27 protein-coding genes are annotated in these 26963 nt (G+C 70.9%); 10 read left to right on the forward strand and 17 right to left on the reverse strand.

The features are described 5' to 3' along the window. Position 1 precedes the first annotated feature (1 nt). The 4 genes from ACYQPG_RS03325 to purQ all read left to right on the forward strand — a co-directional run bounded on the left by ACYQPG_RS03325 (position 2) and on the right by purQ (position 2006). Positions 2-601: an ActR/PrrA/RegA family redox response regulator transcription factor gene (locus ACYQPG_RS03325; protein ID WP_147854732.1), complete on the forward strand. Its 600-nt coding sequence runs from the start codon at positions 2-4 to the stop codon at positions 599-601. 120 nt (positions 602-721) lie between these two features. After that, positions 722-955, forward strand: a complete 234-nt coding sequence (locus ACYQPG_RS03330) for a hypothetical protein (protein ID WP_147854731.1) — start codon at positions 722-724, stop codon at positions 953-955. A 131-nt stretch (positions 956-1086) separates the two neighbouring features. After that, entirely contained in the window at positions 1087-1326 is a 240-nt protein-coding gene (purS, locus tag ACYQPG_RS03335; protein ID WP_147939271.1) for a phosphoribosylformylglycinamidine synthase subunit PurS, read from the forward strand. Further along, on the forward strand, positions 1326-2006 hold the full coding sequence (purQ, locus tag ACYQPG_RS03340; RefSeq protein ID WP_419828688.1) for a phosphoribosylformylglycinamidine synthase subunit PurQ: 681 nt from the start codon (positions 1326-1328) through the stop codon (positions 2004-2006). Before purS ends, purQ begins: the two co-directional genes overlap by 1 nt. A 338-nt stretch (positions 2007-2344) precedes the next feature. Here the strand turns inward: purQ and ACYQPG_RS03345 are convergent, their stop codons facing one another. The 7 genes from ACYQPG_RS03345 to ACYQPG_RS03375 form a co-directional block, all read right to left on the reverse strand. Beyond that, positions 2345-4762 (reverse strand): penicillin-binding protein 1A, encoded by a 2418-nt coding sequence (locus tag ACYQPG_RS03345; RefSeq protein WP_147909487.1) that lies wholly within the window; start codon positions 4760-4762, stop codon positions 2345-2347. Positions 4763-4931: 169 nt separating this feature from the next. After that, on the reverse strand, positions 4932-6212 hold the full coding sequence (locus tag ACYQPG_RS03350) for an N-acetylmuramoyl-L-alanine amidase (RefSeq protein ID WP_419828689.1): 1281 nt from the start codon (positions 6210-6212) through the stop codon (positions 4932-4934). Positions 6213-6344: 132 nt separating this feature from the next. Further along, positions 6345-6881 carry a PIN domain-containing protein gene (locus tag ACYQPG_RS03355; RefSeq protein ID WP_419828690.1) on the reverse strand — a complete coding sequence of 179 codons (537 nt, stop codon included), beginning with the start codon at positions 6879-6881 and terminating at the stop codon, positions 6345-6347. Next, positions 6874-7257 carry a type II toxin-antitoxin system Phd/YefM family antitoxin gene (locus ACYQPG_RS03360; protein ID WP_147909068.1) on the reverse strand — a complete coding sequence of 128 codons (384 nt, stop codon included), beginning with the start codon at positions 7255-7257 and terminating at the stop codon, positions 6874-6876. Before ACYQPG_RS03360 ends, ACYQPG_RS03355 begins: the two co-directional genes overlap by 8 nt. A 24-nt stretch (positions 7258-7281) precedes the next feature. Further along, positions 7282-7764, reverse strand: a complete 483-nt coding sequence (locus tag ACYQPG_RS03365) for a hypothetical protein (RefSeq protein ID WP_461230246.1) — start codon at positions 7762-7764, stop codon at positions 7282-7284. Between the two features lie 219 nt (positions 7765-7983). Beyond that, positions 7984-8340 (reverse strand): phasin, encoded by a 357-nt coding sequence (locus tag ACYQPG_RS03370; protein ID WP_147909070.1) that lies wholly within the window; start codon positions 8338-8340, stop codon positions 7984-7986. A 350-nt stretch (positions 8341-8690) separates the two neighbouring features. Continuing rightward, complete coding sequence (locus ACYQPG_RS03375) at positions 8691-9944, reverse strand: glycosyltransferase (protein WP_461230248.1); 1254 nt, start codon at positions 9942-9944, stop codon at positions 8691-8693. A 112-nt stretch (positions 9945-10056) separates the two neighbouring features. Here ACYQPG_RS03375 and ACYQPG_RS03380 point away from each other — a divergent pair, with 112 nt between their 5' ends. Together ACYQPG_RS03380 and ACYQPG_RS03385 are read left to right on the forward strand one after the other, a co-directional pair. Further along, entirely contained in the window at positions 10057-11325 is a 1269-nt protein-coding gene (locus ACYQPG_RS03380) for a glycosyltransferase family 4 protein (protein ID WP_461230249.1), read from the forward strand. Between the two features lie 119 nt (positions 11326-11444). Beyond that, positions 11445-11624: a hypothetical protein gene (locus ACYQPG_RS03385; RefSeq protein WP_147909073.1), complete on the forward strand. Its 180-nt coding sequence runs from the start codon at positions 11445-11447 to the stop codon at positions 11622-11624. A gap of 116 nt (positions 11625-11740) precedes the next feature. Here ACYQPG_RS03385 and ACYQPG_RS03390 read toward each other — a convergent pair whose 3' ends face one another. The 4 genes from ACYQPG_RS03390 to ACYQPG_RS03405 all read right to left on the reverse strand — a co-directional run bounded on the left by ACYQPG_RS03390 (position 11741) and on the right by ACYQPG_RS03405 (position 16566). Continuing rightward, complete coding sequence (locus ACYQPG_RS03390; protein WP_147909074.1) at positions 11741-13423, reverse strand: acyl-CoA dehydrogenase family protein; 1683 nt, start codon at positions 13421-13423, stop codon at positions 11741-11743. A 219-nt stretch (positions 13424-13642) separates the two neighbouring features. Next, entirely contained in the window at positions 13643-13849 is a 207-nt protein-coding gene (locus ACYQPG_RS03395; RefSeq protein WP_147909075.1) for a hypothetical protein, read from the reverse strand. 182 nt (positions 13850-14031) lie between these two features. Next, entirely contained in the window at positions 14032-15582 is a 1551-nt protein-coding gene (locus ACYQPG_RS03400; protein ID WP_461230252.1) for an FAD-dependent oxidoreductase, read from the reverse strand. Positions 15583-15675: 93 nt separating this feature from the next. Next, entirely contained in the window at positions 15676-16566 is an 891-nt protein-coding gene (locus ACYQPG_RS03405; protein ID WP_461230253.1) for a DMT family transporter, read from the reverse strand. 279 nt (positions 16567-16845) lie between these two features. Between ACYQPG_RS03405 and ACYQPG_RS03410 the strand changes: the two genes are divergently transcribed. Together ACYQPG_RS03410 and ACYQPG_RS03415 are read left to right on the forward strand one after the other, a co-directional pair. After that, positions 16846-17748, forward strand: a complete 903-nt coding sequence (locus tag ACYQPG_RS03410; protein WP_147909078.1) for a YihY/virulence factor BrkB family protein — start codon at positions 16846-16848, stop codon at positions 17746-17748. After that, positions 17727-18599 carry an alpha/beta fold hydrolase gene (locus ACYQPG_RS03415; RefSeq protein WP_187193486.1) on the forward strand — a complete coding sequence of 291 codons (873 nt, stop codon included), beginning with the start codon at positions 17727-17729 and terminating at the stop codon, positions 18597-18599. Before ACYQPG_RS03410 ends, ACYQPG_RS03415 begins: the two co-directional genes overlap by 22 nt. Before the next feature lie 106 nt (positions 18600-18705). Here the strand turns inward: ACYQPG_RS03415 and ACYQPG_RS03420 are convergent, their stop codons facing one another. From ACYQPG_RS03420 to rho, 6 genes are all read right to left on the reverse strand, one after another. After that, entirely contained in the window at positions 18706-18936 is a 231-nt protein-coding gene (locus tag ACYQPG_RS03420; protein WP_147909079.1) for a hypothetical protein, read from the reverse strand. 57 nt (positions 18937-18993) lie between these two features. Beyond that, positions 18994-19635 (reverse strand): dephospho-CoA kinase, encoded by a 642-nt coding sequence (gene coaE, locus ACYQPG_RS03425; RefSeq protein WP_147909080.1) that lies wholly within the window; start codon positions 19633-19635, stop codon positions 18994-18996. Continuing rightward, positions 19632-20483: a shikimate dehydrogenase gene (locus ACYQPG_RS03430; RefSeq protein WP_147939260.1), complete on the reverse strand. Its 852-nt coding sequence runs from the start codon at positions 20481-20483 to the stop codon at positions 19632-19634. The genes coaE and ACYQPG_RS03430 overlap by 4 nt, the downstream gene beginning before the upstream one ends. Next, positions 20480-21466 (reverse strand): cation diffusion facilitator family transporter, encoded by a 987-nt coding sequence (locus tag ACYQPG_RS03435; RefSeq protein ID WP_187193487.1) that lies wholly within the window; start codon positions 21464-21466, stop codon positions 20480-20482. Before ACYQPG_RS03435 ends, ACYQPG_RS03430 begins: the two co-directional genes overlap by 4 nt. A gap of 162 nt (positions 21467-21628) precedes the next feature. Beyond that, positions 21629-22240 carry a Maf family protein gene (locus ACYQPG_RS03440; RefSeq protein WP_461230255.1) on the reverse strand — a complete coding sequence of 204 codons (612 nt, stop codon included), beginning with the start codon at positions 22238-22240 and terminating at the stop codon, positions 21629-21631. A 229-nt stretch (positions 22241-22469) separates the two neighbouring features. Further along, positions 22470-23840, reverse strand: coding sequence for a transcription termination factor Rho (gene rho / locus ACYQPG_RS03445; protein WP_147909083.1), 1371 nt, complete (start codon positions 23838-23840; stop codon positions 22470-22472). 682 nt (positions 23841-24522) lie between these two features. On the opposite strand from rho, the gene ACYQPG_RS03450 reads away from it, so the two are divergent. Both ACYQPG_RS03450 and hisS read left to right on the forward strand, forming a co-directional pair. Further along, entirely contained in the window at positions 24523-25026 is a 504-nt protein-coding gene (locus ACYQPG_RS03450) for a DUF3429 domain-containing protein (protein ID WP_147909084.1), read from the forward strand. 268 nt (positions 25027-25294) lie between these two features. Beyond that, the gene (gene hisS / locus ACYQPG_RS03455) at positions 25295-26839 is read left to right on the forward strand and encodes a histidine--tRNA ligase (RefSeq protein ID WP_147939258.1); all 1545 of its coding nucleotides are present in this window, start codon (positions 25295-25297) and stop codon (positions 26837-26839) included. The last annotated feature ends 124 nt before the right edge of the window (positions 26840-26963 follow it).

Genomic DNA, 26963 nt, shown 5'->3' on the forward strand with positions numbered 1-26963 from the left:
GATGCTGACGCAGCCCGGGACCACGACAGCGATCGATCCTGCCGTGATCAACGAAGCCGATCCCCTCGCCGCCTTCACCGATCGCAGCCTGCTGATCGTGGACGACGACAAGCCGTTCTCGACGCGGCTCGCCCGGGCCATGGAAAGCCGCGGCTACCACGTCCAGGTCGCCGACAGCGTGGCCGACGGCGTCTCAGCCGTCGAGGCTCGCCCCCCCGCCTTCGCGGTGATCGACATGCGGCTCGGCGACGGCAACGGCCTCGACGTGATCGCCCGCCTCAAGGAGCGCCGCCCCGAGGCGCGGGGCGTGATCCTGACCGGCTACGGCAACATCGCGACCGCCGTCACGGCGGTGAAGCTCGGCGCGTTCGACTACCTCGCCAAGCCCGCCGACGCCGACGAGATCCACGGCACGCTGATGGCGCAGCCGGGCGAGCGGGCGGACCCGCCCGAGAACCCGATGTCGGCGGACCGTGTCCGCTGGGAGCACATCCAGCGGGTCTACGAACTGTGCAGCCGCAACGTCAGCGAGACCGCCCGGCGCCTGAACATGCACCGCCGGACCCTGCAGCGGATCCTGGCCAAGCGCGCGCCGCGCTGACGTCAGGGACCGGACGATCCCGGCTCCCGCGGTTGCATAGCCCCTCGCCTCTGGGCTAGCTGCGCGGGTCCCGGGATCATTTCGTTTCGGGGCCTCGCAATCGACCGGGAGACGGGTCTCGTGAACGGGCGCAACGCCATCACCATCGTGAGCATGATGGTCCTCGTCGGCACCGAGGTGTTCGCCGTCGCCATCGCGGCCGGCTGGGCGCTCGCCGGCCTGTTCGACCTGGGCGACCGGGTCGGCCACGTGCTGATGGGTCTGTTCAGCCTGTTCGCCGCCTGGATCATGCTCCAGCTCTGGCGCCGGGCGACCAGCATCGAGCCGATCCGCACCCGGGCCACGCCCCGCTAGCCGCCCCGTCCGTCCGACACGGCGTTCGACAGGCCGGCGGCCTTCCTGCTAGGGAACGCGCGATGGCCGCCCGTGTAACGACGCCGCGGGTCGCGCCCACGTTTTCGGCTGCGCGTGAGACCGGAAGATCCATGAAAGCCCGTATCATCGTCACCCTGAAGACCGGTGTGCTGGACCCGCAGGGCAAGGCGATCGAGGCCGCGCTCCGGTCGCTGGGCGTCGAAGGCGTCGACAGCGTCCGGCAGGGCAAGGTGTTCGACCTCGAGGTCTCCGCCGCCGACGGCGCGGCCGCCGAGGCCACCCTGCGGACGGCCTGCGAGAAGCTGCTCGCCAACACCGTCGTCGAGAACTACGCGATCGAGATCCTCTGATGCACGCTGCGGTCGTCGTCTTTCCGGGTTCGAATCGCGAGAGCGACGTCGCCCGGGCGCTGCGCCTGTCGGGCGCACGGGTCAGCATGGTCTGGCACGCCGATCCGGATCTGCCGGCCGGGACCGACCTCGCCGTCCTGCCGGGCGGCTTCTCGTACGGCGACTACCTGCGCTGCGGCGCGATCGCGGGACGCGCGGCCGCCATGGACGCGGTGCGGGCGCATGCGGCCCGGGGCGGCCTCGTGCTCGGCATCTGCAACGGCTTCCAGATCCTGTGCGAGTCCGGCCTCCTGCCGGGGGTCCTGATGCGCAACGTCAACCGGCGCTTCATCTGCCACCGCCAGACGCTGCGGGTCGAGCGCACCGACACGCGCTTCACCAGCGCCTACAAACAGGGGCAGGTCATCGACGTCTGCGTCGCGCATGGCGAGGGCAATTACTTCGCCGACCCCGACACACTGGCGCGGATCGAGGGCGAGGGCCGCGTGGCCTTCCGGTACTGCGACGCCGCCGGCACGATCACGGTCGAGGCCAACCGCAACGGCTCCCTCAACGCCATCGCGGGCGTCTACTCGGAGGGCGGCAACGTCCTCGGGATGATGCCGCACCCGGAGAACTTCGTCGAAGGCCTGATCGGCGGCACCGACGGACGCGGTCTCTTCGACAGTCTCGCCGCCTGAGTTTCGGGCGCAAGACCGATCTTTAACCGGCGATTAAGGTTCACGGGGCATAAAGAGACATCCAGAGTTCTGGATATCGAGTTGGACGGTTCCGTCCGCTCTGTTTGATGCCTCCCTGATGACTCTCCCAAGCCGCCCCCAACCGGGCGGCTTTTTTCTGTCTTGGAGGGATCAGCAGCCGGCACCGCACCCGAGTTTGGGATCCCGGGGCCGCGAAGCGGAACCCGGGATCCATAACCGCCGACAGATCAAGACCTCGCACCGTCGGCGGTTATGGGTTCCGGGTTCGCCTGCGGCACCCCGGAATGACCCGGTGGGTCAGATCCCGCTTCCGGCCCTCAGTAGAGCCCGCCGGCCTGGGCGGCCCGGTCGGGGTCCGCCGGGACCGAAGCGGGGGCAGCGCTCTGGGCCGGGGCGACGTAGGAATCGGGCGGCGCGGTGCCCGGCTTGAAGGCCTCCAGGATCGTGCCGGCGCCCTCCCCCGAGCCGGCGCGGGTGCCGGAGCCGAGGTTCACGCGTATCAGCTTGATCCCCGGGGGCACGCGGAACGGGGTCGGCGGCTTGTCCTTGAGGGCGACCTTCAGGAACTCGAGGGCGATCGGGGCCGCCAAGCCGCCGCCGGTGGCACGGTCACCGAGCGAGCGCGGCTTGTCGAAGCCGATATAGATGCCGACCGCGAGATCCGGCGAGAAGCCCACGAACCACGCGTCCTTGGCGTCGTTGGTGGTGCCGGTCTTGCCGGCGAGCGGCTTGCCGATCTGCTTCAGCAGGGTCGCGGTGCCGCGCTGGACGACGCCCTCCATGATCGAGACCATCTGGTAGGCGGTGAGCGGGTCGAGCACCTGCTCGGAATCGTCCACCAGCTTCGGCTCGTCCTGGCCCGACCATTTCTCGGCGTCGCAGCCGATGCACTTGCGGTTGTCGTGCCGGTAGATGGTCTCGCCGATGCGGTCCTGGATGCGGTCGATCAGGGTCGGCCGGATGCGGCGCCCGCCATTGGCGAGCATCGAGTAGGCCGTGACCATGCGCATGACCGTGGTCTCGCCGGCGCCGAGCGACATCGGCAGAACCGGCAGCAGGTCGTCGTAGACGCCGAAGCGGCGGGCGTACTCGGCGATGAGCGGCATGCCGACATCCTTGGCGAGCCGGACCGTCATCAGGTTCTTCGAATGCTCGATCCCGTACCGCAGGGTGTGCGGGCCGCCGGACTTGCCGTCGTAGTTCGAGGGCGTCCAGGCTTCCTGGCCGGGGCCGCCCTCGATGGTGATCGGCGTGTCCTGCACGATCGAGGCGGGCGTGTAGCCGTTGTCGAGCGCCGCCGAGTAGACGATCGGCTTGAACGAGGAGCCGGGCTGGCGCATCGCCTGGGTGGCCCGGTTGAACTCGGATTCGTCGTACGAGAAGCCGCCGACCATCGCGTGGACGCGGCCGGTATTCGGGTCCATCGCCACGATGGCGCCGGACACCTCGGGCTTCTGGCGCAGGCGGTACTGCCCGCGCCCGCCGTCGATCGCCTCGACATAGACCATGTCGCCGGGCTGGAGGTTGGGGCGGCCGGCCCAGCGCATGCCGTCCGGGGTGATCACGCCGGTCTCGCGGTCCTTGCCGACCTGGCCCGAAGCCTCGCGCCGGGGCTGGAGGCCGACCTGCACGCCGCCGCCGCCGTTGCCGAGCACCACGGCGAGCCGCCACGGCGCCACGTCGCCGAGCGCCGGCACCTCGGCGGCAGCCATGCCCCAGTCGCGTCCGGTCAGGTCGACCTTGGTGACGGCGCCGCGCCAGCCATGGGCCTGGTCGTAGCGCACCAGGCCGTCGACCAGGGCCTTGCGGGCCCAGGCCTGCATCTTCGGGTCGAGGGTGGCGCGCACCGAGAGGCCGCCCTCGTAGAGCTTCTTCTCGCCGTAGCGCTCGGAGATCTCGCGCCGGACCTCCTCGGTGAAGTAGTTGGCGTTGGCGGCGTTCGGGAAGGCAACCCGCGGGTTGACCCCGAGCGGCATCTTCTTGGCGGAATCCGCCTCTTCCTTGGTGATGTAGCTGTTCTCCGCCATCAGGCGGATGATCTCGTTGCGGCGGTCCAGGGCCGCCTGGGTCTTGCGGTAGGGGTGGTAGTTGTTCGGGCCCTTCGGCAGCGCGGCGAGGTAGGCGGCCTCGTTGATGGTCAATTCGTGGACCGACTTGCCGAAGTAATCCAGCGCGGCCGCCGCCACGCCGTGCAGGTTGCGGCCGGGCACGATGGTGCCCAAAAAGATCTCGTTCAGATACAGCTCAAGGATCTTGTCCTTGGAGTAGGCCGCCTCGATCCGCAGGGCGAGCAGCGCCTCGCGGATCTTGCGGTCGTAGGTCTGCTCGGACGACAGCAGGAAATTCTTGGCGACCTGCTGGGTGATGGTCGAGGCGCCCTGGCGCTTGCCCGACTTGGCGTTGGTCAGGAACGCGCGCACGATCCCCTCGGGATCGATGCCGCCGTGCTTGTAGAAGTTCTTGTCCTCGGCCGACAGGAAGGCCGCGACCACGATCTTCGGCATCGCCTGGATCGGCAGGTACAGCCGGCGCTCGCGGGCATACTCGGCGAGCAGCGAGCCGTCCGACGCGTGAATGCGGGTCATCACCGGCGGCTCGTAATTGGCGAGCGCGGCGTGGTCGGGCAGGTCCTGGCTGTACTTCCAATAGAAGTACCCGCCGGCCGCGGCGCCGACCACGAACAGCACCGCGGCGGCGCTGAACAGGATCCCGAAGAAACGAAGGATCAGACGCATCCGGTGTTCCGCTCGTCGCTGGCCCGGCCGCCTGCCGGGTTCGGCTCATCCGGCACGGGCGTCGATTCTCGACGCGGTCGGCTCCCGGACGCTCCCGTGAAGCCCCCTCGGATTACCGGTTCAACGGCGGTGCGACGGGGCGTTCGGACGTCCCGTATCGACACTTACTCTATGGTAAAACTGGGGCGACGGCGGCCGACCGTCGCGTGATCAGCGCGGGCCTGAGCGTCGCGCGGTTGCCGAAGAACTGGTCGATCGCCTTGGCCATGGAGCCGGTGACGCCCGCCCGCCACTCGGGCGATTGCAGCATCTCCAGGTCGCGCTTGCTCGACAGATAGCCGAGTTCCACCAGCACGCTCGGAACGTCCGGGGAGCGCAGCACCATGAAGCGTGCCTCCCGGTGGGGCTTGGCGCTCATCTCCATGACCGGGGCGAGCTGGCCCATCAGCGTGCGGGCGAAGCCCGACGAGAAGCCGCGGGTCTCGCGCAGGGTCAGCTCCTGCAGGATGTCGGCGATGTCCGGGGGCGCCTCGGCGGCGTCGGCGCCGGCCGCCGCGTCGGCCCGGTTCTCGCGCTCGGCGAGCTTGGCGGATTCGATGTCGGTGGCCTTCTCGGCGTTGGTGTAGATCGTGGCGCCCCGCACCTGCGGGGCCGCCGAAATCGAATCCGCGTGGATCGACACGAACAGGTCGGCCTTGGCCTCGCGGGCGATGCGCACGCGTTCGGCGAGCGGCACGAACACGTCCCGGTCGCGGGTCATCCGGACCCGGTAGCGGCCCCCGGCTTCGAGCTTCCCGACCAGCGCCTGCGCGAAGCCGAACACGATGTCCTTCTCGAACACCCCGCCCACCGCGATCGCCCCGGGATCGGTGCCGCCATGCCCGGCATCGACCATGATCAGCGGGCGCTGGTCGGCGGGCTCGGGCGGGGCGCTGCGTGCCTGGGCGGGGGCCGGATCGCTGGCGGCGGCGGCCTTGCGGAAGGCCTCGCGCTCGACCCGCTGGAGCGGGATCGTCAGCAGCACCGCACCGTCCCGGGCCCGGGTCACGGTCTCGATCCGCCCGATCGCGGCCGGGGCGGCCAGATCGATCACGACCCGGGAGCGGCCGGGGGCGAACAACCCGTAGCGGAACGATTGGACCACGCCCTCGCGGCGGCGCCCGGCCCCGGAATCGAGCTGGAAGTTGACCTCGGGCAGATCGATCACCGCCCGGTCGGGCCGCTCCATCACGAAGCCGCGCGCCTCCACGGCCCGCGACAGCGTCAGGGTGAGCCGCGTGGTGCCGGCCTGGCTGGCGAGATCCGCCCCGATGGCGACCGCGGGCGCCGGCCCGGTGGGCGGATTGGTCGGCTTGTCGCCGTTCTGGGCCACGACCGGCGTCGCCGCCAGCGTCGCGGCGAGGCAGAGGCGGTACAAGGCGGAACGGATCAGGTGCGCACAGCTCGGCATCGGTCCGGATTCATCTCCCGTGCCCTCCACCCAGGCATAGGATGATCGTGGTTAATCGATGGTTGCGGGTGCGACCTGGCGGGTTGCCGCGATGGACAACCCGAATGTGGCGGTCCTGGGTTCAGCGCCGGATCACGGGGTGACATCGATCAATGACCCGGATGGGGGTCGGTCGGGCCCCGGATCGTCGTCCCACCGCGTAGCCGGGTCGAACGGATCCACCAGCGGCACCGACGAGGCCTTGAAGTCCGAACGATTGCGCGTCGCGATCCCGTAGCGATGGACGAGCGCCGAAGCCAGGATCGCCTTGTCCCCATCACGGATGGAGGGAAACCGGACCGAGACGTCGGCCCAACGTTCGGCCACGTCGGCGTCGATCGAAACGATGCGGTCGGCGAAGCGGGATCGCAAATGTCCGTACCAGTCCGCCTTGATGTCGAGGACGGCTTGGTCGCGTCGTCGGGCCCGCGGGTCTTTCAAGCGCTCGATCCGCAAGGTCTCCAACGCGAGCCCACGGCGAATCTCCGCGATGGTCACGGCGCTGATCCGGATCGGATGGGCGTTGCGCCGGATCCAGCGCGAGGCCGGCGGATCCGGATCGTCCTTCGTCGCGGACGGTCGCGAGATCACGTTCGTGTCTACGATCCAGCCGGCCGGCGGCTCAGTCACCGGACAGGCTCAGGCCGACGTCCTTGTCGAAATCCGCCTCTTCGAGCGGCGACGCGAGCAGGAAGTCCGCGAACGCGGCGTCGGCTTGGGTCCCCAGGCGCTCGTGATGCTCCATCGACGGCACGACCCCCACGGGCTCGGCATGCCGGAGCAGCAACTGGGGGCCGTCCTTGGCCGCATCGACCAGCCGACCGAAGTCCTGCTTGGCGTCGGCTGCCTGCCAGGCTCGCAGGACCTTACCTCGGGAAGGGACGGATTGGACATCATGTCCATTCAGGTCCTTCGGCGAGGTGGGCGGGGCCGGAGCGGTCGCCGCCCAAGCGATCTCGGTTCGGTGTGAGCGAGCGCCTCGTATCGACGCTGTCGCCGGCCTGATCGCATCAAGCCCGCACCCGTGCCGTCAGCGGAACGCGACGAGGCGGCTCGCCTGGCGGAACACGGCGCTCCAGCAGGTCAGGGAGGCGTCGGCGGCGCGCTGGACCTCGCCCATCTGGAGGCGGATCAGCTCGGTCGGTGAGCCGGCTTGCGACAGCGCGCGGATATGCGCCAGTGCGGCCTCGCCCTCGCCCTGCATGTACTGGGCGATCGTCGTGCCGATGCCGTCGCTCCCTGGACGATAGGACGTGCCCTTGGCCGGAGGCTCCGCGGCGCCGGTCGGAGCGGGCTCGACCGTGACGGGCGGGACGAAGGCGGCCACCGGCAACGCGGCCGGCGCGCTCGGCTCGGCGGCCTCCCGGCTCGGAGAGACACCGGTCTCCGTGGCCTTGGACACGGCATCCGCCGGGATGGCCGTATCGGTCGCAGGTGCGGCCGTACCCGGCTCGACGCCGAGCTGCGGGTTCCAGGTGAAGCGGGGCCTCCTGGGTCGACGCGGCTTGCCCATGGCGGATCGTCTCCTCGTTTGCGTCGGGCCCCCTGACGGAGCGCCGGCCGGGAGGGGAGGACCGCCTGGGTCTGATGGGCTCGGGTCTGGACGATCCAGCGGTGCCCGCCCTGTCGGACCTGGCACCGCCGCGCTCCGTCCGCCGGAGCGGACGGAGCCGTGTCTGAGAGCAACGCGCTCGCTTACGCCGAACCGGTATCCACTCCGGCGGCAAGCGCTTTAGCGGGCGACGTTCTGCTGCGCGAGGGCGCCGAAATCCTTGGCCTGGGCCTGAAGGGCGGCGAACTGGCTGCGGACGAACTCGGACTGCAGCTCGAACGCCTCGCGCAGGTCCTTGGTGCGGGCCAACTTCTGGGCGAAGTCGAAGGTCGCGTTGGCGTTGTTCTGCGCGTGCTCGAAACCCTTCGAGACCGCCGCCGTCATGGTCGACTGGAGGGTCTGGCCCGAGACCTGGGCCTGCTCGGCCGCCTTCATGGCGTTCGACATCAGGGTCCCGACGGCGTTGCGCGCCTGGTCGACACTCTTCTCGGCGAAGTCGCGCATCTCGGTCGGGATCTCGAAGTTCGGGGTCTGCATCGAAGTCTCCAGCACACGCTGTCTCGGGGTGGGACGCCGATCTGCGTCCGCGGTGACGCGCTTCTATATGTTGCACTGCAACAAGAAGTCAACTGCCGATCTGCGGTTCCGGGCCGGGACGGAAACGTCGATAAAGTGCAGACTGGCGGCCAAACGGCAGTGTTCGGATCGCTGCGCCGGCAACGCGTCGGTCAATGACAAAGCTCGGCGGCTCCGCCGTTCGTTACCGAGCGTTTCGTCATGATCGGCTCGGCGCGATGCCTCTCTATATCAAAGCTGTCCGCTGTCTATAGCCGCAGCGCCCGGGGCAGAGACTGATCGAGGGGTCGTCGATCCGGCACGGCCGGCCGCTAGGCGGACCGTGCGGCTCCACCGGCATGGTGCAGCGCACCCGCGCCGCTTCCCACGAGGCCGGCGTAGAGCGCGCGCAGCGCGGCGGCGTGGGTTGCGAGGGTCATCGGCTCGGCCCGGAACCGGGCCCAGGCGTTGTCCCCGAGGGTCCGGGCGCGGGTATCGTCCCGCAGGGCCGAGAACGCCGCCGTCAGGGGCTCGATCTCGGGGGCGACCACGAAGCCGGTCCGCCCGTCCCGGACCTTCTCGGCGGCCCCGGACCGGTCGGAGGCGACCACCGGGATGCCGGCCGCCAGGGCCTCGTAGACGGTGAGCGGCCCGGTCTCGTACCAGCGCGACGGGGCGGCGAGCGCCCGGGCGCGTCCGCGCAGCAGGGCCCAGACGGCATCGGGCGCCTGCCATCCGACCACCTCGACGCCGGGCCGGGCGCGCAGTTCCGCCTCCAGGGGGCCGGCGCCGACGAACAGGGCGGTCAGCCCCGCCGCCCGGGCGGCGTCCGCCACGAGGTCGGCCCCCTTCTCCCGAGTCAGGCGGCCGACATACGCGATGGCGTCGCCCCGGGCGGGGTCGGCCGGCGGCCCGTCCGCGACCCGGACCGGGTTGTCGACGCGGTGATGGGTGAGCGCGTAGCCGCCGAGCAGGTCGCCGAGCCGCCGCCGGCTGGCGTCGCAGACGTGGACGACGTGGATCGGACGCCCGTGCAGCGCCTGCCGGAGCGCCCCCGCGCGGGCGACGCGCACGAGCTTGTGAACCCGGCTGCGGGGGTCGCAGGGCGCGGCGAGGCACGCCGGCGACAGCGGCGCCAGCCCGCAGGGCTCGGCCCGGTCGAACCGGTAATAGACCCCGTTCGGGCAGGCCATGGCGTAATCGTGCAGGGTGACGACCACCGGCACGCCGAGCCGGGACAGGACCGGGAAGATCGCCGGCGACATGGTGCGGGTCCACTGATGCAGGTGGAGGCAATCCGGCGCCGCCGGCAGGTGCCGGAACGCCGCCTCCAGGGCGCGCGCCGCGGCCGCATGCCAGATCCCGGTGGCCGCCGCCCGGACGCCGCCCAGGGTCCAGATGTCGGGCAGGCCGAGCTCGATCCGGTCAATGCCCGGATGGTCCAGCAGGGGATCGACCGGACCTCGGATCGCCTGGATGTAGGTCACCGCCAAGCCGGCCTCGGCGAGCCCGCGGGCGGATTCCAGGGCGACCTTCTCCGCCCCGCCGCTGGCGGTCGCGAACTCGGCGAGGATCACGACATGCATGCATTGTCTCGGCAGGGCCTGCCGCAATGATAAGTCCAAGCCGGTTTACGGAGGATCAACCGCCGCTCGTTACAGACTTACGCTCCGAAAAGAGAGCGGCAGAGTTCCTGACGTGCACGTCGTCCTCGTCGCCGATCACGCCGCGATCAACGGCGGCCAAGCCAAGGTCGCGATCGAATCCGCCCTCGGTCTCGCCGCCCGGGGTTTCCGCGTCAGCCTGTTCGCGGCCGTGGGCCCGATCGATCCGCGGCTGGAGCGCGCCGGAATCCGGGTGGTTTGCCTGGAACAGGACGACGTCACCACGGCGCGGAGCAAATTGGCCTTCGCGGCCCAGGCGATCTGGAACGGGGCGGCGGCCCGGGCGCTGGCGGCCGAGCTCGCCGCCTGCGATCCGCGCGACACGCTGGTCCATGTCCACGCCTTCGCCAAGGCACTGTCGCCCGCCATCGGCCCGGCCCTGCGGGCCTCCGGGCTGCCCTGCCTCTACACGATGCACGAGTTCTTCCTGGTCTGCCCGACCGGGGGGTTCTACGCCTATCCGGAGCAGAAGATCTGCCACCGGGTGCCGATGTCGGCCTCCTGCATCCTGGCGAACTGCGACGCCCGCAGCTACCCGCGCAAGGTCGCCCGGATGGTCCGCCATGCCGGGCTCGCGCATGTCGCCCGGTTGCCCGAGCTGTTCGCCCACGTGATCACGATCAGCGACCTGCAGGAGAGCGTGGTCCGGCCGCTGCTGCCCGCCGGCACCCGGTTCCACCGGGTCGACAACCCGATCGCCGTGGACCAGGCGCTGGTCCAGGCGGGGCCGCCGGGGGACTTCCTGTTCGTCGGCCGGATCTCCACCGAGAAGGGCGCGCCGATCTTCGCGGAGGCCGCCCGGCGGGCCGGGGTGCGGGCGGTGTTCGTGGGCGACGGCTCCGAGCGGGCCGACCTCGCCGCCCGCTATCCCGAGGCGGTGATGCTGGGCTGGCGCGACTCCGCCGCCGTGCAGGCGCTGATGCGGCAGGCGCGGGCGCTGGTCTTCCCGAGCGTCTGGTACGAGGGCCAACCGCTCACCGTCTACGAGGCCCTGGCCTGCGGCACGCCGGTGGTCGTCAGCGATGCCTGCGCGGGCCGGGAAGCGGTGGTCGACGGGGAGACCGGCTTCTGGTTCCGCTCGGGCGATCCCGACGCGCTTGCCGCCCACCTGCGCCGCCTGTCCGACGACGACCTCGCCGCCCGGATGGGCCGGGCCGCGCATGGCCGCTACTGGACCGCGCCGCTGACCCCGGACGTCCATCTGGATCGGCTGACCAGCGTCTACGAAACGGTGATGCGGGAGGCCGTCGCGCCGGGCCGGATCGCGCGCCGGCAGCCGGGCCGCGCGGTCGCCACCGCCTGATCCGGGGACGCCCGGGTCGAATGCGGCCGCCGCCGGGGGAAAGATCGGAAACACCGGGGGCCCGTCGCGTTGATGCGCACAGGCACCCAGCGTGCACTCCTCACCGACGAGCGACAGACATGGCCGACGACCAGACGCTGAAGAACGAGACCAAGCCGGGCTTCCAGCAGGGCAGCGCCAAGCCGGGCGACAAGGCCAATCCCGAGAACAAGCAGGAGAAGCTGGACGAGCGCCTCGACGACGCCCTCGAGGAGACGTTCCCGTCGAGCGACCCGGTCTCGGTGAAGATCACCAAGTAGCGGGTTCCCGAGGGTTTCAGCCCTCGGGGCGGGGCTATCGGGGCAGACCCCCGATGCACTCGGGCTGTGCCAGGCCCCCGCACACGGTCCCGGACCGTGTGCGGGGGCCGCAATCTTTACGCGGCCTCGAGCAGCCGCCGGGCGATGACCTGGGCCTGGATCTCGGCCGCGCCCTCGAAGATCGACAGGATGCGGGCGTCGCACAGGATCCGGCTGACCGGGTATTCCAGCGCGAAGCCGTTGCCGCCGTGGATCTGGAGCGCGTTGTCGGCGGCCGCCCAGGCGACCCGGGCGCCCAGCAGCTTGGCCATCCCGGCCTCCAGGTCACAGCGCTTGCCGGCATCCTTCTCGCGAGCCGAGAAGTAGGTGAGCTGGCGGGCGATGTTGATCTCCACCGCCATCATGGCGAGCTTGTCGGCGACCCGCGGGAAGCTGACCAGCGCCTTGCCGAACTGGACCCGGTCCTCGGCGTAGCGCAGGGCCACGTCGAGGGCCGACTGGGCAACGCCGATGGCCCGGGCCGCGGTCTGGATCCGGGCCGACTCGAAGGTCTGCATCAGCTGGGCGAAGCCCTTGCCCTCGACCTCGCCGAGCAGGTTCGCGGCCGGAACCTCCAGTTCCTCGAAGGCCAGCTCGTACTCCTTCATGCCGCGGTAGCCGAGCACCTCGATCTCGCCGCCGGACAGGCCCTGGAGCGGGAACGGCTCTTCGTCCGTGCCCCGGGGCTTCTCGGCGATCAGCATCGAGAGGCCGCGATGGCCCTTCTCCTCGGGCTTGGTCCGCACCAGCACGGTCATGATGTCGGCCCGGACCGGGTGGGTGATCCAGGTCTTGTTGCCGGTTATCTTCCAGACCTCGCCCTCCTTCACCGCCTTGGTGCGAAGCGAGGCAAGGTCCGAGCCGGTATTCGGCTCGGTGAACACGGCGGTCGGCAAAATATCGCCCGAGGCGATCTTGGGCAGGAAGCGGTGCTTCTGCTCCTCGGTGCCGCCGCACAGGATCAGTTCGGCGGCGATCTCCGAGCGGGTGCCGAGCGAGCCGACGCCGATATAGGCCCGGGACAGCTCCTCCGAGACCACGCACATCGCGGTCTTGGGCAGGCCCATGCCGCCGTATTCCTCCGGGATGGTCAGGCCGAACACGCCCAGCTCGGCCATCTTGGTGACGACCTCCATGGGGATGTATTCGTTCTTCAGGTGCCACTCATGCGCCTGCTCGACCACCTCGGCCTTGCCGAAGCGGCGCATCTCGGAGCGGATCGCCTCCATGTCCTCGTCGAGGCCCGAGGCACCCACCGTGGCGGAGCCGCCGCCCTCACGCATCAGCGCCACCAGGGCGGCGCGGTGCTCCAGGGTGTTGCCCTCGGCGATCAGGGTCTCGACCGCGTCGGTGCGGTACTGCGCGACTTCCTTGGCCGACAGGCCCAGCGAGCCGACCGGGCGGACCATCTCGCCCTGGCTCATCGGGATGCCGGAGAACAGCTGGTCGAGGTACTCGCCCGCGCCGATCCGCACGAGCAGCGTCTCGGTCTCGCCGAACCGGCCCTCGGCCTGGAGACGCTCGGCATAGCCGCCGAGTTCGGCCACCGCCTCCGCGTAGGTCGCGAGCCACGCGAGCCCGTGGGCGGCATGCTGCTGCGCCTCGAGCTTGCCGGCATCGATCCGCCCGTCCGTCCCGAGGATGCGCGTGCGGACCCGGCGCGTGGCTTCCGACAGGAGGGCCTTCGCGCTCTCGCCGGCTGCCTTGACGAGGCTGACGACGTCCTGCGGCTCGGTCTGGATAACGGGGGATGCGGACATGGTTTTGGCTCGCGTGGCGTTTTATTGGATCATGACTTCTAACCCGTCCGGCGCCGGGGCCGAAGCAGATTTCATTTGCCGCGTCTTGAACTCAAGTTGAAGACGGCGGTGGACCGCTCGACGCGCAGCCCTTCGCAGTTCAAGCCGGCCCGGCCCGAGACGGGGCCCCGCGCTGGAGACTGATCATCCGCGGGCCTGTCCGTCGGGAACGCGTCCGGTTCAGTGCTTCTGTTCGCAGCGGGTCTTCACATAGGCGCCGTCCTCGCCCTTGAAACCGGCATTGGCCGCCAGCACGGGTCCCTGGATCAGGCATTCTTGAAGCGTGTGGGCCGGGCCGGTGATCACGTCCAAGGCGGTCTCGCGCGAACAATCCGGAGTCTGGACGGAGGCGGCACAGATCAGGGCCACGACGACGATGGAATTCATGATGCCTCCCAGGATGGCCCAGCTTCTCGGACGGCGGGCGGCGTTCTACCGAAAGATGGAGCCGCCGGAACTGGTTCCGTCCGCGTGACGGCGACCTGATCTGGTATCGCTACGCCAAGCGGCCTCGCCCGTCCTGGGTCTCTTCGACGCGCGTCCCCCGAGGGCCCGCGGCGAAACAAGCATCACGCCAGGGCGGGGAGATCCGCGCCGGCCTCAATCGCTTCCGGGCTCGGCACGCGGTCCTCGCCGAGCAGGTGCAGGAACGCCGTGAAGGCCGGGTTGCGCCCGATGCTGCAGGCTGCCACCGCCCGGTTCTCGCGGACATAGTAGGCGATGAAGTCCAGCGCCGCCGGATCGCCCTGCAGGATGACCCGGTCGAAATCCGGCGCGTAGCCGCCGTAATCCAGGCGCTTGTCCCCTTGATTGCTCCAGAAGAACGGCGTGCCGGAGAACGCATCCGTCGCTCCGAGGATCGCCCTCGCCACGTGGGTGCCGTGCTGCTGCGCGAGCCGCCAGTGCTCGATGCGGGCGGTGAGCCGGCTGCCATGCTCTGGGAAGGCCGCGATGTCGCCCGCGACCCAGACCCCGTCGGCGAGCTTGAGGTCGGTGCCGACGGCGAGGCCCCCCTGCGCGTCCGGCTCCGCTCCGGCGACGATCGCGGTCTCCGGCGCAGCGCCGGCGCCGATCACCACGAGATCGGCGGGCAGCCGTGTGCCGTCCTCGATCTCGACCGCCGCGACGGATTCATCGCCGACGATCCGCGCGACGCATCCCGTCACGAAGGTCACGCCGTTGCCGGCATGGTAGCGTTTCAGCGCTGTCCCCACCGCCTCGCCGAAGCGCTTGGCGAAGGGGATCTCCTCACGCGACAGGACGGTGACGGACAGGCCGCGCTTGGTCAGGAAGGCCGCCGCCTCCAGGCCGATGAAGCCCGCCCCGATCACCACCACGCGCCTGGCCTGCTCCGCCGCGTCGCTGAGCCGCACCGCGTCGTCGAGGCTGCGGAGCGTCATGACCCCGTCGCGGTCAACCCCCTCGAAATCCGGCCTCACCGCGCGGCTGCCCGTGGCGATCAACAGCGCGTCGCCGGTGAGAACCCGACCATCCGCCAGGGTGACGCTCCGGGTCGCCGGGTCGATCCGGGTTGCCTCGGCCGCGATCCGCTCGACCCGATGTGCGGCGGCGAAATCCGGCTCCAGCAGCATCGCCTCGGGGGGCGTCGGCTTCGCCAGGAACTGCTTGGAGAGCTTGGTCCGGTCGTAGGGCTCCTGGACCTCGTGGCCGATCATGGTGATCGTGCCGGAAAAGCCCTCGCGCCGGAGCGTGGTGACGCAGGCGACCGCCGCCGCACCGGTCCCGACGATCAGGACCGCCCCGACGGTCGTCCCGGCGCGCTTGGCCGGGGCGGGCTCGGGGGTCAGCGTCGCCACCGCCTCGCCGCCCTCGATCCGGACGGGGTAGCGGGTGAGCGATTCGAGGGCCGGCGGTTCCTCGACGCTGCCGTCGGCGATCGCGAAGGCCGCCTTGTGCCACGGGCAGTAGAGTCGGCTGCCGCAGATCTCGCCCTTGGCGAGCGGAGCTCCGAGATGCGGGCACTTGGCCTGGAAGGCGCGCACGCCATCCGCGTCGCGCACGAACAGCACCGCGTCCTCACCCGCCTTGCCCTCGGCCTTGCCGCCGAGGGGGATCGCATCGAGGGCGAGGCGGATCTCGCGGGGCTTGTCCTGGTTCATTCTCGCCTCGCACGGTGCGGGGCCGGAACGGCCCGCGCATCAAGCCGCGAGGCCGTGAAGGGTTTCCGGGCCTTCGGTCGCAGGTCGGACGATTCAGGCCCGGCTCGCCACCGCGACGCCCACCGCCGCCACCGCCATCCCGGCGCCCTGCACGGCGGTGAGCACCTCGCCGAACAGCAGGTAGCCCAGCACAGCCGCCACCGGCGGTACCAGGAAGAACAGGGCCGCGACGCCCGCCACCGCGCCCTGCCGGATCAGCGCCAGCAGCAGCAGGATCCCGGCCACCGAGTTGACCAGGATCGCCCAGGCGAGCCCGAGCCAGAGCGGCGCCACGGGGTCGATCGTCGCATGGCCGAAGGCGAGCGCCAGCGGGATCGCGCAGGCCATCCCGCCCACGAATTGCAGCGTCGCGTTGGCCAGGAGGTCGCCGCCGCCGCCGGTGCGCTTCTGCCAGAGGGTGCCCAGCGTCAGGGCCAGGACCGCCACGAGGCTGACCGCAAGGGCCACCGGCGGGATCCCGGACGGGTCGGCGGCGCCGAGCTTCGGCGCGAGCACCAGGCCGGCACCGGCAAAGCCCAGCAGGATCCCGAGCGCCCGCCGGCCGCCGACCCGCTCGCCGAGCAGCGGACCCGCCAGCAGCGCGGTCAGCAGCGGCTGCAGGCTGCCGACCAGGGCGGCGATCCCGGCCGGCAGCCCCCGGCTCACCGCCCAGAACACCCCCGACAGGTAGATCCCCTGCATCAGGAAGCCGGCCACCATCGGATCGCGCCAGCCCGCCCGGGTCCCGGGCCAGCGCGCCCGGGACGCCACGGCGATCAGCGCCAGCACCAGGGCGACCCCGGTGAACCGGACCGCCGTGAAGCCCAGCGGATCGGCGTGCGGGATCACCGCCCGGGCGGAGATAAAGCCGGTCGCCCAGATCGGAACGAACAGGACCGGCAGGGCTCCGGCGGCGAGCGCCGGACGTGGAGCGGACGTAAGCATGGCTGTATCAAGGCGCATCGGGTAAGCGAGTCGCAACAGAAATCGGGCCCGCCGGCTCCCGCGATCCGATCGGCCCGCACGGGTGGCCCCGAGACCCGCATGTCCGGGCCGCGCAAGGGACCGCGCAAGGGACCGCGCAAGGGGTCTGGAACGGGGCCTGGAACGGGCCCAGGGATGGGGCCGGCAGTGGGACTGCGAACGGGACCGGTCGGGCGGCGTTGACGGGCCGGCCCGGGCGTCCTTCATCGGCGGCCCGGCCACGAGGATCGTTGGACACCCGTGAACGCACTCCGCAACGGATTTCAGGTCTCGGGCCTCGCGGCACAGCGCTTCGTCTCCCATGACGGGTGGGCGATCGCCAGCCACATCGCGCTCTCGACCCTGACCTCCCTGTTCCCGTTCCTGATCCTGCTCGCGGCGCTGGCCGGCCTGTTCGGCACGCAGTCGCTCGCCGACGAGGCCGGCGTCCTGATCTTCGACGCCTGGCCCCGGGAGATCGCCAAGCCGATCGTCGGCGAGGTCCACCGGGTGCTCACCGAGCAGCGCAGCGGCGTGCTGACGCTGGGCGCCCTGTTCGCCCTGTACTTCTCGTCCTCCGGTGTCGAGAGCCTGCGGGTCGGCCTCAACCGCGCCTACGGGTTGCGGGAGAGCCGGCCGTGGTGGCTGACCAGGCTCGAATCGATCGGCTACGTGATCTGCGGCGCCTTCGCGATGCTGGCCTTCGCGCTGCTGGTGGTGCTGGGTCCGCTGATCTGGCGCAACGTCGTGCTGGTCGCGCCCGGGCTGGAGCCCTTGAGCCTCACGGTGGCGATCGGGCGGATCGCCGTCACGGCACTGCTGCTCGCGGTGGTGCTGATCATCGCCCACAAGTTCGTGGCCGCCGGCCGGCGCTCGATCCTGTCGGTGCTGCCGGGGATCGCGGTGACGCTGGTCCTGTGGTTCTTCGCCGGCCTCGGCTTCGGCTATTATCTCGACCGCTTCTCGAACGCCTACGCGTCGACCTACGGGGGCCTGGCCACCGCGATGGTGTTCCTGGTGTTCCTGTACTGGCTGGCCGCGATGTTCCTGTTCGGCGGCGAGATCAACGGCACGGTGATCGCCGCCCGGCGCAGCCGCCTGCAGGCGAAGATGCTGGCGCGCCGGGCCGTGATGGAGGGACGATGGACGGCATCGAGCACCTGACGATCCGGGTAAACGGCGCGGACCTGCATGTCGCGCGCTGCGGCACGGGCACGCCGCTGCTTCTGCTCCACGGCTGGCCGGAATTCTGGCTGACCTGGGAGCCCGTGATGGCGCGGCTCAGGGCGCGCCACACCCTGATCGCCCCGGACCTGCGCGGCTTCGGCGACAGCGACAAGCCCGGGGGCGCCTTCGGACCACCCGAGCAGGCCGCCGACATGGCGGCGCTGCTGGACGCGCTCGGCCTCGAACGCGCCGGCATCGTCGGCCACGATGTCGGCGGGGCCGTGATCCAGGCGCTCGCCCGCGCCCACCCGGAACGATGCGCCGGCCTGTTCCTGTTCGACTTCGTCTATCCCGGGATCGGGCCCCGCCTCGGGGAGCCGGACCGGCTCAGCGAGATCTGGTACCAGTCCTTCAACCAGATGGACCTGGCCTTGGCGCTGGTCGGCGCGAGCCGCGAGAGCTGCGCTGCCTATATCGGCCACTTCCTGCGGCACTGGTCGCACCGCAAGGACGCGTTCGATCCCGTGCTGGACGCCTTCACGGACACGTTCTGGAAGCCCGGAAACCTCGCGGGCGGCTTCGCGCATTACCGGGCGGCCCATGCCGGTCGGATCGCGATGCTGAAGGGCGAGGCCCCGCCCCTGCCGCCGATCGCCGTGCCGACCTGCGTGCGCTGGGCGGAGCACGACCCGATCTTCCCCTATGCCTGGACCGACCACCTCGGTGAGACGTTCTCGAACCTCGATTTGGCGCCGTTCCCGGATGTCGGCCACTTCCCCCACCGGGAGGATCCCGACCGGGCCGCGGCCGAGATCGCGGGGTTTTTCGCGCGGATCGGGTGGGTGTGAGACCGACGGCCGGAAGCCTCGACTCGTCACGGCCCTCGGTCGCCGACGCCCGGGGCCCGGGGCCCAGGAGGCGTCAGCCTCATGGGCGATGGGTAGGACAGAATGGTCAGCGGGACTGGTTGCGGTACACGCAGTCGCGCCCGCGATCCTCGTACCCGCCCGGGCAGGCGGTGACGCAGGCGCCGGCCGCGAGTTTCTTCGGCGGCGGGCAGGCACCGCCATAGTACGCCTGGGCCGGACCGGCCGCGAGCAGCGGCAGGATCAGCGCCGCGACGAGGATCCTGGACGCGACGGCGCGGGCTCCTGCGGCCTCACCGATCTGTTCGAGACACCGCATCGTCGTCCATCCCGCGTCCGGATCATCGACCGGGAGATATGCCGTCGCGGGGCCGTGTCACCGGTGGGCCGGGTGTCCCGACGCACCGCGCTCCGTCAGCGCGGCCACGATCCGGGCCACCTCGGCCTCGGCGGCGGGAAAGCCCCGGCTGGTGTCGATGACGAAATCGGCCCGGGCCCGCTTCTCGGCGTCGGGCATCTGCTTGGCGCGGATCGCCTCGAAGGCGTCGGCGGTCATGCCGGGACGGGCCAGCACCCGGGCGCGCTGCACCTCGGGGGGGGCGCTGACCACCGCGACCGCGTCGCAGCGGCCCTCGCCCCCGGTCTCGTAGAGCAGCGGGATGTCGAGGACGACCAGCGGCGCGGCCGCGTGCCGGGCCAGGAACGCCGTGCTGGCCGCCCGGACCAGCGGATGGACGAGGCGTTCGAGCGCCGCCATCCGGTCGGCGTTGCCGAGCACCGCGTCGCGCAGGCGGGCACGGTCGACGCCGCCCTGCGGGTCGAGCACGCCGGGAAAGGCGGCCCCTATCGCCGCGGCGGCCTCGCCGCCCGGGCCGTAGAGGGCATGGACGGCGGCGTCGGCATCGTGGACCGGCACGCCGAGCGCCGAAAACATCGTGGCGGTGGCCGACTTGCCCATGCCGATCGAGCCGGTCAGGCCGAGGATGACGGGACGGCTGGCGGGGCGCCCCTGCGTCATCCGGCGAGATCCGCCACGATCCGGTCGCGCAGGCCCGGGGTGACGGCCGGGCGCAGGCCGAACCAGGCCTCGAAGCCCGGCACCGCCTGGTGCAGCAGCATGCCGAGACCGTCGACCGCGGCCAGCCCGCGCCGCCGCGCCGCCGCGAGCAGGTCCGTCTCCAGCGGGGCATAGACGATGTCGGCCACCGCGGCGGTTGCCGGCAGCGGGGTGAGGTCGAGGTCGAGGGGTGGCTGCCCCTTCATGCCGAGCGAGGTGGTGTTGACCACGAGCCCCGCCCCGGCCAGCGCGTCGGGCAGGTCGTTCCAGTCGAGCGCCGCGCCCACCCCTGGTGCCAGGGCCGCCAGGGTCTCGGCGCGGGTGCGGGTGCGGTTGGCAATCAGGATCCGGCGGACACCGTTCTCGGCGAGGCCGACCACGATCGCCCGGGCCGCGCCGCCGGCGCCCAGCACCACGGCCGTGCCGCCGGCCCGCTCCGGCCATCCGGCCCCGAGGCTGTGGTCGAGATGGGCGCAGAAGCCCGGCGCATCGGTGTTGTCGCCGCGGATCCGACCGTCGGGCTCGACCACCAAGGTGTTCACCGCGCCGATCGTTTTCGCCCGCGGCGTCAGGGTGTCGGCCAGCGCGAAGGCCGCCTCCTTGTGGGGGATCGTGACGTTGCCGCCCCGGAAACCGGAATCCGGCAGCGCCCGGAGGAAGTCCGGGAACGCCGCCGGGGCGACGTCCAGGCGCTCGTAGGAGCCCGGGATGCCGTGCTGGCCGAGCCAGTAGCCGTGGATCAGCGGCGAGCGCGAATGCGCGATCGGGTGGCCGACCACGAAGGCCCGGGGGATCGGGGCCGCGCTCACGCGGCGCACGCCTCGGCGAGCCGGCAGGCCGGGCCGCCGGCCGCCTCGATCTGCATCGTGACGTGGCCGATGCCGAAGCGCGTCCGCAGGCCCTCGGTGGTCTCCGCCAGGAAGCCGTTGCCGGGCATCCGGTGCGCCGGGTGATCCTCGGCGATCACCAGGTGGACCGTCAGGGCGACGCTGGTGGTGCTCATCGGCCAGATGTGCAGGTCGTGGAGGTCGACCACGCCGGGACGCTCGCGCAGGAAGCCGGTCACCGCCTCCGGGGAGATCTCCGGCGGCACCGCGTCCAGCGACATCGCCACGCTGTCGCGCAGGAGCCCCCAGGTCGCCCAGACCACGAGGCCCGCGATGGCGAGGCTGACCGCGGGATCGAGCCAACTGAGCCCGGTGAGCTGGATCACCAGGCCGGCGACCACGACCCCGGCCGAGATCGCGGCGTCGGCCGCCATGTGCAGGAAGGCGCCGCGGATGTTGATGTCGCCCTTGGCGCCGCTGGCGAACAGCCAGGCGGTGACGCCGTTGATCAGGATCCCGATGGCGGCCACCACCATCACGATGGTCCCGGCCACCGGCTCCGGATGGACCAGCCGGACCAGGGCCTCCCAGATCACCGCCCCCATGGCGATCAGCAGGAACACCGCGTTGAACAGGGCCGCCAGGATCGACGAGCCGCGATAGCCGTAGGTGAAGCGGGCGCTGGCCCGGCGGCGCACCAGGATGGCGGCGATCCAGGCGGCGCCCAGGCCCAGCACGTCCGAGAGGTTGTGGCCGGCATCGGCCATCAGGGACATCGAGTTGCTGAGATAGCCGTAGGCCGCCTCGACCACCACGAAACCGGTGTTGAGCACGATCCCGATCGCGAAGGCCGGCCCGAAATTCTTCGGCGCGTGAGCGTGGCCGCCATGGCCCCCGTGGCCGCCGTGGGAATGGGATCCGTGGGAATGATCGTGCCCGGCCAAGACGGTGCTCCGTTGGATCATGGTTTCAAAAGGTCCGGGGCCTTTTGCGGGTTCCGGGGCGGTGCCCCGCAAGGCTCCGGGCTCCGCCCCGGAACCCTGCCAAAGGGCTGAGCCCTTTGGAAACCCAGCCTGGCCCGGCGCATCGACTTTTTCCGAAAGGCGGCCGCCTTTCGGAACGATGCTCTAGAAATCCAGGTAACCGGCGTCACGCAAGCGCGTGAGCAGCGGCAGCAGCGGCAGGCCCAACACGGTGCTGTGGTCGCCGGCGACCGATTCGAACAGGTGGATGCCCGGTCCTTCGAGCTGGTAGCCGCCGACGCTGGCGCGGACCCTGTCCTCGCCGGCACACGCCACATAGGCCGCGATCGCCCGGGCATCGAGGGGGCGGATCGTCAGCCGGGCGGTCTCCACGAAGCCGTCGTCGAGGGCGCCGGCCAGCGCCACCGCGGAATGCAGGGCGTGGGTGCGGCCGGCCAGGCGGGCGAGCTGGGCCCGGGCCTCGTCGGCATCCCGGGGCTTGTGGAAGACCGTGCCGTCGAGCTCGAGCACCTGGTCGGCGCCGAGGACGACCCGACCGGGATGGCGGGCGGCCACCGCGTCGGCCTTGGCGCGGGCGAGGCGCAGCGCGAGGTCGGGCGGCGACAGGTCCTGGCTCGACGCCTCGACCGCGCGCTCGTCGACATCGGGGGCGGCGGTCTCGACCGGCAGGGCCGCGCTCTCCAGCAGGAGGCGTCGGGTCGGGCTGGTGGAGGCGAGGAGGAGCGGGTCCGGACGGAGCCAGGGCGAGCGGGGCATCGCGCCAGTGTCACGGATCGCGCTTGCGAAGCAAGGCTGCGACGAGCCCCGCCGCCGGGATGAACCGGCCGGCGGGGCTGTCGCGGAGCCGATACGCAACCTGGCTCCCAGGGCCGACCATGGCAGCGGCCGGTTAGGAGAAGGTCAACGCCGACCTTTCGTTTCCAAAGGGCCGAGCCCTTTGGTGGGATTCAGGACCGGAGCCCTCGAGACAGGGTCCGGGACCCGATCAGGTGTTCATCGAGTCGAAGAAGTCGCCGTTGCTCTTGGTCTGGCGCAGCTTGTCCATGAGGAACTCGATCGCGTCGGTGACGCCCATCGGGTTCAGGATGCGGCGCAGCACGTAGGTCTTCTTGAGGGCGTCCGGCGGGACCAGCAGCTCCTCCTTGCGGGTGCCGGAGCGGGTGATGTCGATCGCCGGGAAGATGCGCTTGTCCGAGACCTTGCGGTCCAGGATGATCTCCGAGTTGCCGGTGCCCTTGAACTCCTCGAAGATCACCTCGTCCATGCGCGAGCCGGTGTCGATCAGCGCGGTGGCGATGATCGAGAGCGAGCCGCCCTCCTCGATGTTGCGGGCGGCACCGAAGAAGCGCTTGGGCCGCTGCAGGGCGTTGGCGTCGACGCCGCCGGTCAGCACCTTGCCGGAGGACGGCACCACGGTGTTGTAGGCGCGGCCGAGCCGGGTGATCGAGTCGAGCAGGATGACGACGTCGCGGCCGTGCTCCACCAGGCGCTTGGCCTTCTCGATCACCATCTCGGCGACCTGCACGTGGCGGGTGGCCGGCTCGTCGAAGGTCGAGGCGATGACCTCGCCCTTCACCGAGCGGATCATGTCGGTGACCTCCTCGGGGCGCTCGTCGATGAGCAGCACGATGAGGTAGCATTCCGGGTGGTTGAGGGTGATCGACTGCGCGATGTTCTGCATCAGCACGGTCTTGCCGGTGCGCGGCGGCGCCACGATCAGGGCGCGCTGGCCCTTTCCGATCGGCGCGACGATGTCGATGATCCGGGGCGAGAAATCCTTCTTGGTCGGATTCTCGAGCTCCAGCTTGAACCGCTTGGTCGGGAACAGCGGCGTCAGGTTGTCGAAGTGGACCTTGTGCTTGATCTTCTCCGGGTTCTCGAAGTTGATCGTGTTGACCTTCAGGAGCGCGAAGTAGCGCTCGCCGTCCTTGGGGCCGCGGATCGGGCCCTCGACGGTGTCGCCGGTGCGCAGGCCGAAGCGCCGGATCTGGGTCGGCGAGATGTAGATGTCGTCCGGGCCCGGCAGGTAGTTCGAGTCGTTCGAGCGCAGGAAGCCGAAGCCGTCCTGCAGCACCTCGACGGTGCCGGCGCCGATGATCTCGACCTCCTTGGCAGCGAGCTGCTTCAGGATGGCGAACATCAGCTCCTGCTTGCGCATGGTCGAGGCGTTCTCGACCTCGACCTCCTCGGCGAACGCAATCAGGTCGGTCGGCGTCTTGGCCTTGAGATCGAACAGCTTGACCTCGCGCACGCCCTCGAGGGCGGCGACGGTCCCCGGGGTGGCGGGCGCGTCGGCCGCATCCGCGGTCTCGGGATCGGCCAGGGGGTCGGCGAAGGCGTCGGGATGTGGCGTCATGGGGTGTCTTGCAACCGACGAAGAAGGTGGGAGGGCCGGTTCTGCGCCAAGCAACCCGGGGGATGGGCGCCGGAGAGCGGGCCGCGCTGGAACAGCGAGGGGCCCGAAGATCGTCTTGGCTGGACCGTGTACGGCAGGACCCTCGCGGCTCACGGGCGCGCTGCGGCGCTGACCTTGTGATGAGGGCAAAGCAAAAGTAACGCGTTTTTCCACTGCACTCAAGGGGCTGATGGATCGGGATTGGTCCGGGGCGCGCGAGATCGGTGACGACGGGCCCGCCTCGCCGCGGGACGGGGCTGCTGCACCCGCACCGCTCTCCCCCGCAGGAACCACCGGATTCACGTCGCCCCGGATGCGGCGCGGCGCTGAAGCCCAAAGCGTCGTTCCGACCGGTGGCCTCCGGCTTTGGGAAAAAGACACTCTTGCTCGAGGTTAGAGCGCATCGCGCCGGTTCCGGTACCCGGCACGATGCGCTGGACCGTCGTCGTTCGGGAGGCCGGATTCCGATGGCCCGAACCCACCCGCCACGATCAGTTGAACACCGCCTCCGCACGCCGGACCTCGCGAAACCGGCACGGCGGCGCTAATGCGCTCTGCACGGAACCGCGTTCCCGTGGGGCCGTTCCCCGTCCCGGCGCCGCAGCGCAGCAAACCGTCAACCCGAGAGCCCGGCCCCATAGACATGCGCGACGACGCTACCGGACGCACCATCACCGCGCACGAGCCGCGCCGGATCCCGTGGCTCGACCTCGTCTTCGGCTTCGGCCCGATGGTGCCGATCGCGGTCGGCGCCGCCGCGACCTGGTGGCTGAACGGCCAACCCCTCGATTACCTCGTGGCCCTGTTCACCCTGCTGTACGCCGCCTCGATCCTGCTGTTCCTGGCCGGCGTCCACCGGGGCGTCAGCTTCCGCACCGAGGGCGGCCCGCATCTCGCGCAGATCGTGACGATGCTGATCCTGTACGGGCTCGGCCTGTTCAGCCTGTTCTCGGCCGTGATGGGCAAGGCGGTGCCGGCGCTGGCCATGCTGATCCTGGGCTACGCCGCGATCGGGATCCTGGATCCGATCGCGGCGCGCGCCGGGCAGGTGCCGCTCGCCCATGCCCGCCTGCGCCCCCTGCAGATGCCGATCGCCGTCATCAGCCTGGCGGTCCTGCTCTGGATCAAGCTGACGGCGCCGTACTGAATTCTTCGACGGTTTGACGGGCGTTCCCACCCGCCCCCTCACCCGGGCGTGGCGACGCGCAGGAGCGCCCTCGAAGGCGGGAGCCGGCGGCCACCTTTCGGAACGATGCTCCAGGGCGGCTCGGCACGAGCGGCCGAGCGAGCCGGCCGGAAACCGAATTCCCCTTTCGCCCGTCATGCTCTAGAGCCCGGCCCCAGGATCCCCGCCGCGCCGGGGACGACTCACACCGGACCCGGGCTCCGGGTCCGCGGGAAGCGAACGCGTTCACATGTCCAAGCCCGAAACCGCGAAGGCCGAGAGCCGGGCCGAAATCCTGAAACCCCGCCTGCCCCGCGGCTTCGTCGACCGCCGCGCCGACGAGATCGCCGCGCAGGGGCGGATGCTGGAGACGATCCGCAAGAGCTTCGAGCTCTACGGCTTCGAGGCCCTGGAGACGCCGTTCGTCGAGTACACCGAGGCGCTGGGCAAGTTCCTGCCCGACCTCGACCGGCCGAATGCCGGCGTGTTCTCGTTCCAGGACGACGACGAGGCCTGGCTCAGCCTACGCTACGACCTGACCGCGCCGCTGGCCCGGTTTGTGGCCGAGAACTACGACGCGCTGCCGAAACCCTACCGCAGCTACCGCGCCGGCTTCGTGTTCCGCAACGAGAAGCCGGGCCCCGGCCGCTTCCGCCAGTTCATGCAGTTCGACGCCGACATCGTCGGCGCCGGCAGCGTCGCGGCCGATGCCGAGACCTGCATGCTGATGGCCGACACGCTGGACCGGCTCGGGCTCGGCGGCCAGTACGTGGTCAAGGTCAACAACCGCAAGGTGCTCGACGGCGTCATGGAGGCGATCGGGCTCGCCGGCCCCGACAAGGCCGGCCAGCGCCTGACCGTCCTGCGGGCGATCGACAAGCTCGACCGGCTCGGCGTCGACGGCGTGCGCGACCTCCTGGGCGCGGGCCGCAAGGACGAGAGCGGCGACTTCACCAAGGGCGCGGGCCTCGACGCCGATGCGGTGTCCCGGATCCTGGCCTACGTGTCGTTCCAGGCCGATGCCGGCGACGGCGCCGACCGGATGGCCTTCTGGGAGAAGTTCTTCGCCGGCTGGCACGAGGCGGTGGGCGGGTCCGAGACCGGCCGCGAGGGCATCGCCGAATTGCACGCGATCATGCGGCTCTGCGCCGCCGCCGGTTACGGCCACGACGTGATCCGCGCCGATCCGAGCGTGGTGCGCGGGCTCGAATACTACACCGGCCCGGTCTACGAGGCCGAGTTGACCTTCCCGGTCACCAACGAGGACGGCCAGACCGTGCGCTTCGGCTCGGTGGCCGGCGGCGGCCGCTACGACGGCCTGGTCGGGCGGTTCCGGGCCGAGCCGGTGCCGGCCACCGGCTTCTCCATCGGCGTCTCGCGGCTGTTCTCGGCGTTGCAGCTGGTGAAGAGCCCGCTGCTCGCCGGCACCGAGACCCCCGGCCCGGTGGTGGTGCTGGTCCTCGACCGCGAGAACATGGCCGATTACCAGCGGCTGGTCGCGCTGCTGCGGGCCGACGGCATCCGGGCCGAGCTCTATCTCGGCTCCGCCGGCATGAAGGCGCAGATGAAGTATGCCGACCGGCGCCGCGCCCCGGCGGCGATCATCCAGGGCTCGAACGAGCGCCTGGCCGGCGAGGTCCAGATCAAGGATCTGATCGAGGGTGCGCGGGCGGCCGAGAGCATCGGCAGCAACGCCGAGTGGAAGGCCGCGCGCCCGGCGCAGGTCTCCTGCCCCGAGGCCGACATGGTGGCGCAGGTCCGCGCCGTGCTGGCCCGGCACTTTCCGGCCGTTTAGGGCCGTTCCCCGGTTCAGCGCGCCCGCTTGCGCCGAACCGGTATGCGCGTCGACGGCGCGCGCTGAGGCTGGTCCGCTCGCGGCATCGAACGCGGCGGGTCCGGCCGCGTTGTCCCCGGTCGGA

It is taken from the genome of Methylobacterium sp. CM6246 (assembly GCF_054818005.1).

What these genes read in the sequence shown, in the direction of transcription:
- ACYQPG_RS03385 (WP_147909073.1), top strand. Translation starts at nt 11,445, where the DNA reads ATGGCCGACGACCAGACGCTGAAGAACGAGACCAAGCCGGGCTTCCAG.
- coaE (WP_147909080.1), bottom strand. Translation starts at nt 19,635, where the DNA reads ATGACGCAGGGGCGCCCCGCCAGCCGTCCCGTCATCCTCGGCCTGACC.
- purS (WP_147939271.1), top strand. Translation starts at nt 1,087, where the DNA reads ATGAAAGCCCGTATCATCGTCACCCTGAAGACCGGTGTGCTGGACCCG.
- ACYQPG_RS03435 (WP_187193487.1), bottom strand. Translation starts at nt 21,466, where the DNA reads ATGATCCAACGGAGCACCGTCTTGGCCGGGCACGATCATTCCCACGGA.
- ACYQPG_RS03325 (WP_147854732.1), top strand. Translation starts at nt 2, where the DNA reads ATGCTGACGCAGCCCGGGACCACGACAGCGATCGATCCTGCCGTGATC.
- ACYQPG_RS03345 (WP_147909487.1), bottom strand. Translation starts at nt 4,762, where the DNA reads ATGCGTCTGATCCTTCGTTTCTTCGGGATCCTGTTCAGCGCCGCCGCG.
- purQ (WP_419828688.1), top strand. Translation starts at nt 1,326, where the DNA reads ATGCACGCTGCGGTCGTCGTCTTTCCGGGTTCGAATCGCGAGAGCGAC.
- ACYQPG_RS03405 (WP_461230253.1), bottom strand. Translation starts at nt 16,566, where the DNA reads ATGCTTACGTCCGCTCCACGTCCGGCGCTCGCCGCCGGAGCCCTGCCG.
- ACYQPG_RS03390 (WP_147909074.1), bottom strand. Translation starts at nt 13,423, where the DNA reads ATGTCCGCATCCCCCGTTATCCAGACCGAGCCGCAGGACGTCGTCAGC.
- ACYQPG_RS03395 (WP_147909075.1), bottom strand. Translation starts at nt 13,849, where the DNA reads ATGAATTCCATCGTCGTCGTGGCCCTGATCTGTGCCGCCTCCGTCCAG.
- ACYQPG_RS03370 (WP_147909070.1), bottom strand. Translation starts at nt 8,340, where the DNA reads ATGCAGACCCCGAACTTCGAGATCCCGACCGAGATGCGCGACTTCGCC.
- hisS (WP_147939258.1), top strand. Translation starts at nt 25,295, where the DNA reads ATGTCCAAGCCCGAAACCGCGAAGGCCGAGAGCCGGGCCGAAATCCTG.
- rho (WP_147909083.1), bottom strand. Translation starts at nt 23,840, where the DNA reads ATGACGCCACATCCCGACGCCTTCGCCGACCCCCTGGCCGATCCCGAG.
- ACYQPG_RS03450 (WP_147909084.1), top strand. Translation starts at nt 24,523, where the DNA reads ATGCGCGACGACGCTACCGGACGCACCATCACCGCGCACGAGCCGCGC.
- ACYQPG_RS03400 (WP_461230252.1), bottom strand. Translation starts at nt 15,582, where the DNA reads ATGAACCAGGACAAGCCCCGCGAGATCCGCCTCGCCCTCGATGCGATC.
- ACYQPG_RS03350 (WP_419828689.1), bottom strand. Translation starts at nt 6,212, where the DNA reads ATGCCGAGCTGTGCGCACCTGATCCGTTCCGCCTTGTACCGCCTCTGC.
- ACYQPG_RS03420 (WP_147909079.1), bottom strand. Translation starts at nt 18,936, where the DNA reads ATGCGGTGTCTCGAACAGATCGGTGAGGCCGCAGGAGCCCGCGCCGTC.
- ACYQPG_RS03365 (WP_461230246.1), bottom strand. Translation starts at nt 7,764, where the DNA reads ATGGGCAAGCCGCGTCGACCCAGGAGGCCCCGCTTCACCTGGAACCCG.
- ACYQPG_RS03440 (WP_461230255.1), bottom strand. Translation starts at nt 22,240, where the DNA reads ATGCCCCGCTCGCCCTGGCTCCGTCCGGACCCGCTCCTCCTCGCCTCC.
- ACYQPG_RS03375 (WP_461230248.1), bottom strand. Translation starts at nt 9,944, where the DNA reads ATGCATGTCGTGATCCTCGCCGAGTTCGCGACCGCCAGCGGCGGGGCG.
- ACYQPG_RS03415 (WP_187193486.1), top strand. Translation starts at nt 17,727, where the DNA reads ATGGACGGCATCGAGCACCTGACGATCCGGGTAAACGGCGCGGACCTG.